This is a genomic window from Streptomyces sp. LBL (genome assembly GCF_029893585.1).
GTDB lineage: Bacteria > Actinomycetota > Actinomycetes > Streptomycetales > Streptomycetaceae > Streptomyces.
In genome coordinates this window covers 178,600-187,096 of the sequence record NZ_JARXYX010000019.1, presented here as the reverse complement: position 1 = coordinate 187,096, position 8,497 = coordinate 178,600, and the positions used below count along the sequence as shown (strand labels likewise).

Sequence of the window (8,497 nt, the reverse complement as noted above, 5' to 3'; positions counted from 1 at the left end):
GGATTCGCTGTCCCCATGGGGAGTCGTGATCGCAGGGGTGGGGAATTACATGACGCTGATCATGCAGATCGTGGGGAATTGCCTGACCGTCGACACGTCCGAAGCCGGCAGGCGCGGCCAGGCTTCCGGGGCAACCGGGCGGATCACGCCCGAAGTCTAACCTTGGCTCTGTCGAGGATCTTGGTGTTCGGCCGCCGGTGATCATGGTGGTGAGCCAGTCCCGAGGGTATGTGGCCCGCGAGATTCCTGTTCCTGCACATGGCGCGCGAGACGCTGCGAGGCGGAAGTCAACGGTCCGTGGAGCGGCCGTCAACAAGCTATAGACACCCTGGCGGTTGTGTTGGGCAGGCGGCGGTCCACGCCGTCTCACCCAGGAGCGGCACGGCCTCACGCCAGGGAACACCGACGCCTACGGGGAAGATCCCCCGTTTCTCACACATTCGCGGCCTCGAGCCGACCAAGGAGTGGTATCCGCATGCCCACATCCCTCGTCCATCAGTTACCAGAGAGACGCGTTTCTTCTGCCACGTCCGCGGTGCTGACAGCACTCACGGTGCTTGCCGCACTCATCGCCGCACTGTTCGTGGCCGTGCCGACCGCCTCGGCAGCGGATGGCCAGATCCAGGGGCTGGCCGGCAAGTGCGTCGACATCGCGTCGGCGGACAGTACGAACGGCACACCCGTGCAGCTCTACGACTGCAATGGGACCAACGCTCAGATCTGGTCCAATTCAGGAGATGGAACCCTGCGTGCGCTTGGGAAGTGCCTCGACGTCGTCGAGCGCAGCACGGCGGACGGCGCGGCCGTTCAGCTGTGGGACTGCACGGGCGGCGCCAATCAGCAGTGGGTGGTCACCGCGGCTCGCGACATCGTCAACCCCGCCGCCGACAAGTGCCTGGACGTCCGCGAGAACAACTCCGCCAACGGCACCCCGCTGCAGATCTGGACCTGCACCGGCAAGTCGAACCAGAAGTGGACGGCACCTGCGAGCGGGGGCGGTTCGACGTCCGGCTTCGTGGTCAGCGAGGCCCAGTTCAACCAGATGTTCCCGAACCGGAACAGCTTCTACACCTACAGCGGGCTGGTAGCGGCGCTGAGCTCCTACCCGGCGTTCGCGAAGACCGGCAGCGACACGGTCAAGAAGCAAGAGGCGGCCGCCTTCCTCGCCAACGTCAATCACGAGACCGGCGGCCTGGTCTATGTGGTGGAGCAGAACACCGCCAACTACCCGCACTACTGCGACTCGAGCCAGCCGTACGGTTGCCCGGCCGGTCAGTCCGCCTACTACGGGCGCGGCCCCATTCAGCTCAGCTGGAACTTCAACTACAAGGCGGCAGGTGATGCCCTCGGCATCGACCTGCTTCACAACCCCTGGCTGGTTCAGAACGATTCCGCCGTGGCCTGGCGCACCGGTCTGTGGTTCTGGAACACGTCGACCGGCGCCGGCTCGATGACCCCGCACAACGCGATGGTGAACCAGGCGGGCTTCGGACAGACCATCCGCGCCATCAACGGCTCTCTCGAATGCGATGGGAAGAACCCCACGCAGGTGCAGAGCCGGGTGAGCGCGTACCAGAGGTTCACCGCGGTCCTCGGGGTCAGCCCGGGCGGCAATCTCTCCTGCTGAACCCCACCCGTGCGGCGCCGGAGCGGCCGGGATCGCACGGCACCCGAGCCCCCTCACTGGGCGGACACTCAGCGTTCCTGTGACTGTACGGCGCCCAGCGGCGCCGTGCAGTCACCACCACTTCGCTCTCTTGTCAACGGACAGGAAAACTCTTATGAATTCGATGCAGAAGCGCTTCGCGTTCGCGACAGCGTTTGGTTTTCTGATGCTCTCGGGGGCGTCAACGAGCGCCGTCGCGGCAGCCGCCGCGCCGAACTCGGCTCAGGTTTCGACCCAGGCTTCGACTCAAGCTTCGACTCAGGTTTCAGCTCCGCAGAGTTTCGCGCACCCGGGAGTAAACATAACCTCGACGCAACTCGAGTTCGTGCGGACCAAGGTCCAGCAGAACGCGGCCCCCTGGAAGGGGGCGTACGACGACATGATCAGCGATCCTCTGGCCTCGCTTTCGCGTGTCCCCACCCCTCGCCCGGTCGTCAACTGCGGTAAGAGCAGCAATCCGGACAACGGGTGCACGAACGAACGGCAGGACGCGATCGCCGCCTACACCGACGCACTCGCGTGGGCCATCAACGGTGACGAGCGGTACGCCAAGAAATCGATCGAGATCATGGACGCCTGGTCGTCCACGATCACGGGTCACACGGGGGAAAACACGGGTATTCAAACGGCGTGGTCGGCCGCATCGTGGGTGAAGGCCGCCGAGCTCATGAAGTACCAGTATCACAACTGGCCGAATGCCGACCGCTTCGCGAACATGCTGCGTTCTGTCTACCTTCCCGTCGTGGTGAACGGCGATGACAGAACCAGCAACTGGGACCTCGTCGAGGCCGAGGCCTCGATGGGGATCTCCGTCTTCACCAATGACGGGGCCACCTTCGACAAGGCCGTCGACCAGTACCTCGCACGCGTGCCCGCATTCGTCTATCTCGAATCGGACGGGCCCACGCCCCATCGGAGCCCGGACGGCGGTTTCAACTGGGAGACCGCGAACCGCTACATCACCGGGATGACGCAGGAGACGTGCCGGGACTTCGTGCACACCGGCTACAGCATCGCCTCGATGTCCCACATCGCCGAAACGGCTCTCATGCAGAACCTGGATCTCTACCCTCAGGTGGGAGAACGCCTGCGGCAGGCTCTGGGATGGCAATCCACCCAAGAACTGCGCGCGGCCCCGGAACCGGCGAATCTGTGCGGTAGCGGATCCCTCAAGCGTGGCCTCGGCCCGGTCACGGAGACCGGGTTCAACGCCCTGCACACGAGGCAGGGAATCGCCATGGCGAACACCCAGGCCCTGACGGAAGGCAGCCGCCCCTCGGGAACGAACTACCTGTTCGTGGCCTGGGAGACGCTGACCAACGCGAACAACCCGGTGATGCCCAACACCCAGCTGCCCACCGGGCCGATCACCGGCCTCGGCGGCAAGTGTGTGGACATCGCCGCGGCCAACAGCACCAACAACACCGCCGTCCAGATGTACGACTGCAACGGCACTGATGCGCAGCAGTGGACCGTGGGCGGCGACGGTACCCTCCGAGCGCTCGGCAAGTGCATGGACCTCGCCGCCGCCGGCACGGCGGACGGTACCAAGGTGCAGTTGTACGACTGCAACGGCAGCGCCGCCCAGGTCTGGCAGCGCGGCGACGGGGACACCCTGGTGAACCCGGCCTCAGGCAAGTGCCTGGACGTCACCGAGATGTCCACCGCCAACAACGCCCGGCTGCAGATCTGGTCCTGCACCGGCACCGCCAACCAACAGTTCCACCTGGCGGTCTGACCCGGGTTTCCCGCTGTCAAGCCGCCGGGACCCGTCCGGCGCCCCTGGTGATCAAGCCTCGTCGCACGCTCCACCGCGCAAGCGGCCGCAGGGCATGCGTCAGCGCCTGACCGTCAGGGGCCGGCTGATGGCGGAGCTGGACCGGGGGTGGCGGGGATGACGGTGCGTTCGATGAGGCCCGCCGCTGTCCATACGAGGCCACAACTGAGCTGACCCAGCACGGCCCTTGGAGCGCGGAACTACTGTAGGTTTCTGCTATGAAACCGGGCAAAGGCATCGAGAACCCCGAGTCGCGCTTCTCCGCGGTGCTGCTGGCGGCAGCGAAGCTTCCGGGTGTGCGTATCGACAGGGAGGCGTACCTCCGAAGTGCGCTGGCTCGTCATTGCTCCGAGGACGACATCCGGAGAGCGACAGAAGAGACACCCGCTGCGGCAGGCATCCCTGTCGAGGTTCTCGACAAGTTGGCCAACGACTCCATCCGCTTCGAAACCGCCAAGGTCAGCGCTCTCTCCGCCGCCGCCGGGATACCCGGCATCCTCGCCCTTCCTGCCACCGTGCCCGCCGACGTGGCCCAGTACTTCGGTCACATGGTGCGTATCGCGCAGAAACTCGCGTACCTCTACAGCTGGCCCGATCTGTTCTCCGGCGAGGGTGACGACGTCGACGACGCGACCATGGGGGTGCTCACGTTGTTCTTCGGCGTGATGTTCGGCACTCAGTCGGCGAACGCCGCGGTAGGGAAAGTCGCGGGGATGATGGCGGAGCAGGTCGCCAAGAAGCTGCCCCAGAAGGCACTCACCCAGGGTGTCGTCTACCCGATAGTGAAAAAGGTCGCGGCGTACCTCGGCGTCCAGATGACGAAGCAGTCGTTCGCGAAGACCCTCTCGAAGGCCATCCCTCTCGTAGGGGCCGCTGTCTCTGGCGGGCTCACTTTTGCGACCTACCTTCCGATGGCCAAGAGGCTCAAGAAGCACCTCGCCGGCCTGCCCCTGGCGGAACCGTCGCACCGAGTGACGGACAGTGAAGTCATGGATGGCGACTTCGTGGACGGTGAAGTCGTGGAGGGCGAAGTCGTGGAAGACCACGAGCCCTTCGCCGCAGCGCGCGTTGAAGAGCACGGCGCGGAGACCACGGCCGCCAAGCTGGAGGGACCTCACTCCTGACACCGCGAGCGCCCGTCTGAATCCCGTCTGAATCCCGTCTGAATGTCGAAGGGGCGGCCGAGGTGGCGGGTGTTCTCGTCGTCGCCGCCGGGGGCGGTGGGCTGTCAACGTGAGGGCTCGCTCGTCACCCCGTCCTGCTGATCACCGCGAACCGCGAAAACCCGTCGGAGTACCGGACGTCTCTGGCGGGGCGAGGGTGGCGATCTCCCGGTCGAAGAAATCGTGGAATCCCTCACCACGCTCATAAAGCGCGTCGAACCCGGCGTTCGTTTCTTGGATCAGTGAGCGGTCGGTGTAACGGTTGGCTCCGGACGCATTTCCGTCCTCGTCGTAAACGACCTCGTACATGGCTGCATCGCCGAGAATCACTACTTCTGGAACCGGGCGAGTTCTCTCGATGTTCGAAATATCGCGAGCGTCGAGAACCTTGATGTCGTCGCCCAGGTCCACGCGTACGCGCAGGACGAACAACTCCCATTGCACGTACGGCGTGATCGGGAATTCCACGACGCGAAGACGGCGCTGAGTGACGCCCAGTCGCGCTGCCTTGCGGAGCTCCTGCGCGTAGTCCTCGCGCCTCTCGTCGGCAAGGGACAGAGCCTTGTCCCAGTCACCGTCGGCGAAGGCCTCCCAGCTCGGGAAGCCGGGCTCCTTGAAGTGCTGGCCGCGCTCAAGCTTGTTGAGGAAGCCGATCCCGCTGGTGTAGACCCGCCCTAAATCCGCGTGGTAGGTGGGGCGGTCCAGGTGTTCGGAGGCGCTGCCGGGGAAGGAGTCAAACACTGGGGATGTCCGGCTTCGCCGCGATGAGCATGTTCCTGGGGATGACCACGAGGCGTTCGTCCGCCCCGATCGAGACCCCTTCGGGCAGGTTCCTGCCGAGTGACTGGGTGAGGTCCCGGCCGATGACAGCGATGTCGCCGTTGGTGAGTTCCCAGATGTCCGGGCAGTCAGGAGTTCCGGTTGTGTTTCCGAGTTCCTGGGGTGTTTTCCCCAGCCGCTGTTTGAAACTGGTGTCCGGATTCGCTTCCCATGGCCTGGTCATTTCCCTCGCCCCCTGGATCAGTCTGGATGCCTCACTGTAGCGTGCAACTTGCCTGCCTGGCCATGTGTGGGAACCGGTCCGCGGGGGTAATGGCGAAGATTGATTCCTCCTTGTCTCATGTCGCTCAGGGCTGGAATGATATTGATCGGAAAGAAAATCATGCCAACGCCCGACAGGCGACACCTTCCATCTGTGCTGTCGGAAAATCGGGTGAACGGAGGAGGGCGGCTGTGGACCCAGAAGTGACCGTGCTCGCACAGAGTGCGGGGACCACCTTGGTCACGTTGATGGCGACCGATGCCTGGCACCAAGTGCGTGACGGGATCACGCAGCTCTGGCGCCGGACGCAACCCGAGCGCGCCGAGACCGTCGCCGTCGAGTTGGAGGCCGGTCGCGAGGACGTGCTGGCCGCCGCGGCAGCCGACGACCAGGAAACCCTGGACGAACTACGCCTTCAATGGCAGGGGTTGGTGCGGCGGTTGCTCGTGGCCCGGCCCGCTGCCGTCGAGGAACTGCGCGCACTGCTGGACCAACTCGATCCCGGTGGCTCGGCCGCCCGGCAGATCACCCAGCACGCCACCGCGTCCGGTCAGGCCCGCGTCTACCAAGCGGGACGTGACCAGCACATCGCCGAGCGATGACGGGCGGGACGGACGGCCACGCCGAGGACCACGGACGGGTCTACCAGTCGCGGGGCGACCAGCACATCAGCGAGCACCACCACTACGGCGTTGACGGGCCGGAGCACGGCGGGCCGGACTCGGTGCGACGCCCGGCGGTCGGCCGGCCCCCCGTCGCGCTCCGCGACCGCAGCGACGTGATGGAACGCCTGCGGGCGAGCGTCGAGGCGGAGCGGGGCGGCCAGGTCTACGTGCTGTACGGCATGGGCGGCTCGGGCAAGACGGCGGTCGCCTGCGCCCTGTTCCAGGAGGCCACCGGAGAACAGGGTCGGGTGGGCCTGTGGGTCAACGCCTCCGACCGTGCGAGCCTGCGCGCCGGGATGCTCGCCGTTGCCGCCGACCGAGGAGCGGGGGACGGTGAACTGCTCGCCGCACGCAACGGTCTCAGACCTGCCGCCGATCTCGTCTGGACGTATCTCGACCGTTCCGCCGAGCCCTGGTTACTGGTCCTGGACAACACCGACGAGCCGGAGATCCTGCGGGACGGCGACTGGCTGCGCACCAGCCCGCGCGGCACCGTCCTGGTGACCACACGGCGAGCGGCGGCCCGGTGGTGGCCGGGCGCCGAGCTGCAGTACATCGGCGTACTGCCCCGAGAGGACGCCGCGCTGGTGCTGCGCGATCTCGCACCCCACAGCGGTACGACGGAGCAGGCGGCGCGGGTCGCGGACCGGCTCGGGCGGCTGCCTCTCGCCCTCACCCTGGCGGGCGGCTTCCTCTCCCACCAGGTCATCGACCCCTGGACGATGGACGCCTACGGGGACCAGCTCGACGGAGACGAACGGGTCCAGCTGATCGACCGGGGAGCCGAGGCGCTGTCCGAAGCGGACCCCCGGCGTCTGGTCGGCCTGACCTGGCAGCTGACCCTCGACGCGTTCGAAGCGCGCGGGCTGCCCGAAGCGGCGGCACTGCTCAGACTGCTGGCCCGGTTCGCCGCCGAGCCGCTGCCGCTGACTCTGCTCAACCACTCGGGCATCGGCGCCGTACTGCCTCGTGCCAAAACCGAGACAGCCCTCAGAGCCCTCCTCGACCAGTCCCTGTCCGAGGTGGTCGACGCCGCCGGCGCGCGCTGCGTACAGAGTCACGGCATCCTGCTCGACAGCGTCTCGGCCGCGACCCCCGCGGACCTGGTGCCGGCCCTCGACACGACAGCCGTCCGGCTGCTCGACGCGGCCGTGCCCGGCGTACCCGACGCGGGGCCGCACGATCCCGGACTGCGCCTGCTGGTACCTCACGCATTGGCCCTGCTGCGGCACGTCGGCGGGCCGTCCGCCGCCGACGCCCTGGCCGTCGCGACGCGGCTGTCGGTCGCCCTGCACCGGACGGGTGACTACCTCTCCGCCTGGGAGACCGCCCGCAGCGCGGCTGACCTGGCACAGCGACTCCTCGGCGCGAGCCACCGTACGGTCCTCGCCGCCCGCTCCAGGGCGGGGCGGGCGCTGTTCCGGCTGGGCAGGTACGCCGAAGCCGAAGCGGCGCTCCGCGCGGTCCGGGACGCCCAGGAGCGCCTGTTCGGCGCCGACGACCCCGACACCACGGACAGCGGCTACGGCCTCCAGCTCGTGCTGGCGAACCTCGGCAGACGCGAGGAATCCGTCGCGCTGCTCCGCGACACCGTCGCCGGGCGGCGCGCGGCGCTGGGCCCCACGCATCCGCTGACCCTGCGGGCCCGCGCCAGCCTGTTGGAGATGCTGCCCGCCGCCGAAGTGGTCACCGAGGAAGACGGTGCACTGCTCTCGTTGCCTTCGGAGTGCGACCGGCTCCTCGGCCCCGACCGCACCGTGACCCTGGGCGCCCGACACAACCACGCCTGGGCGCTGTACCTCCTGGGCCGCTTCGACGAGGCCGACCGTGAGATCCGGCGGGTCGCCGAGACGTATGTGCGGCGTTTCGGGCCCGAGTACCCGATCGTGCTCGCCGCCCGGCAACTGTTCTCCCGGACCCGGGCCGCGCTCGGCCATGTGGAGGAGGGGATCGAGCTGATGACCGATGTGGTCGCACGGCGGGAACGCGACCTGGGACCCGCGCATCCCTTCACGGTCGCGAGCCGTCGGTTGCTGGACGAGTACCGATCGGGTCGATGGCGCCCGCCGCAACCGCCTGGTGGATGACAGCGGGATGCGGCGACGGTGCGTTCCGGATCGCGCACTCTCCCCGGTGACGCTCAGCGTGCGGACGTTCGTAGGATTGGCACGTCGCGTGTATCGC

At 67.2% G+C, this 8,497-nt stretch carries 7 protein-coding genes; 5 read left to right on the top strand and 2 right to left on the bottom strand.

All coding sequences use genetic code 11. The annotated features are described in order from the left end of the window. The first annotated feature begins 535 nt into the window (after positions 1-535). From M2271_RS23635 to M2271_RS23625, 3 genes are all read left to right on the top strand, one after another. Entirely contained in the window at positions 536-1,627 is a 1,092-nt protein-coding gene (locus tag M2271_RS23635; protein ID WP_280889294.1) for a chitinase, read from the top strand. 154 nt (positions 1,628-1,781) lie between these two features. Then, entirely contained in the window at positions 1,782-3,404 is a 1,623-nt protein-coding gene (locus M2271_RS23630; protein WP_280889293.1) for a ricin-type beta-trefoil lectin domain protein, read from the top strand. Positions 3,405-3,661: 257 nt separating this feature from the next. Continuing rightward, positions 3,662-4,567, top strand: a complete 906-nt coding sequence (locus M2271_RS23625) for a hypothetical protein (protein WP_280889292.1) — start codon at positions 3,662-3,664, stop codon at positions 4,565-4,567. 141 nt (positions 4,568-4,708) lie between these two features. Here M2271_RS23625 and M2271_RS23620 read toward each other — a convergent pair whose 3' ends face one another. Beyond that, the gene (locus M2271_RS23620) at positions 4,709-5,347 is read right to left on the bottom strand and encodes a DUF6879 family protein (RefSeq protein ID WP_280889291.1); all 639 of its coding nucleotides are present in this window, start codon (positions 5,345-5,347) and stop codon (positions 4,709-4,711) included. Beyond that, on the bottom strand, positions 5,340-5,609 hold the full coding sequence (locus M2271_RS23615) for a hypothetical protein (RefSeq protein WP_280889290.1): 270 nt from the start codon (positions 5,607-5,609) through the stop codon (positions 5,340-5,342). The genes M2271_RS23620 and M2271_RS23615 overlap by 8 nt, the downstream gene beginning before the upstream one ends. A gap of 230 nt (positions 5,610-5,839) precedes the next feature. Here M2271_RS23615 and M2271_RS23610 point away from each other — a divergent pair, with 230 nt between their 5' ends. Both M2271_RS23610 and M2271_RS23605 read left to right on the top strand, forming a co-directional pair. Beyond that, on the top strand, positions 5,840-6,250 hold the full coding sequence (locus M2271_RS23610) for a hypothetical protein (protein ID WP_280889289.1): 411 nt from the start codon (positions 5,840-5,842) through the stop codon (positions 6,248-6,250). Beyond that, positions 6,247-8,400, top strand: a complete 2,154-nt coding sequence (locus M2271_RS23605; protein WP_280889288.1) for a tetratricopeptide repeat protein — start codon at positions 6,247-6,249, stop codon at positions 8,398-8,400. Before M2271_RS23610 ends, M2271_RS23605 begins: the two co-directional genes overlap by 4 nt. The last annotated feature ends 97 nt before the right edge of the window (positions 8,401-8,497 follow it).

What these genes read in the sequence shown, in the direction of transcription:
- M2271_RS23625 (WP_280889292.1), top strand. Translation starts at nt 3,662, where the DNA reads ATGAAACCGGGCAAAGGCATCGAGAACCCCGAGTCGCGCTTCTCCGCG.
- M2271_RS23605 (WP_280889288.1), top strand. Translation starts at nt 6,247, where the DNA reads ATGACGGGCGGGACGGACGGCCACGCCGAGGACCACGGACGGGTCTAC.
- M2271_RS23630 (WP_280889293.1), top strand. Translation starts at nt 1,782, where the DNA reads ATGAATTCGATGCAGAAGCGCTTCGCGTTCGCGACAGCGTTTGGTTTT.
- M2271_RS23615 (WP_280889290.1), bottom strand. Translation starts at nt 5,609, where the DNA reads ATGACCAGGCCATGGGAAGCGAATCCGGACACCAGTTTCAAACAGCGG.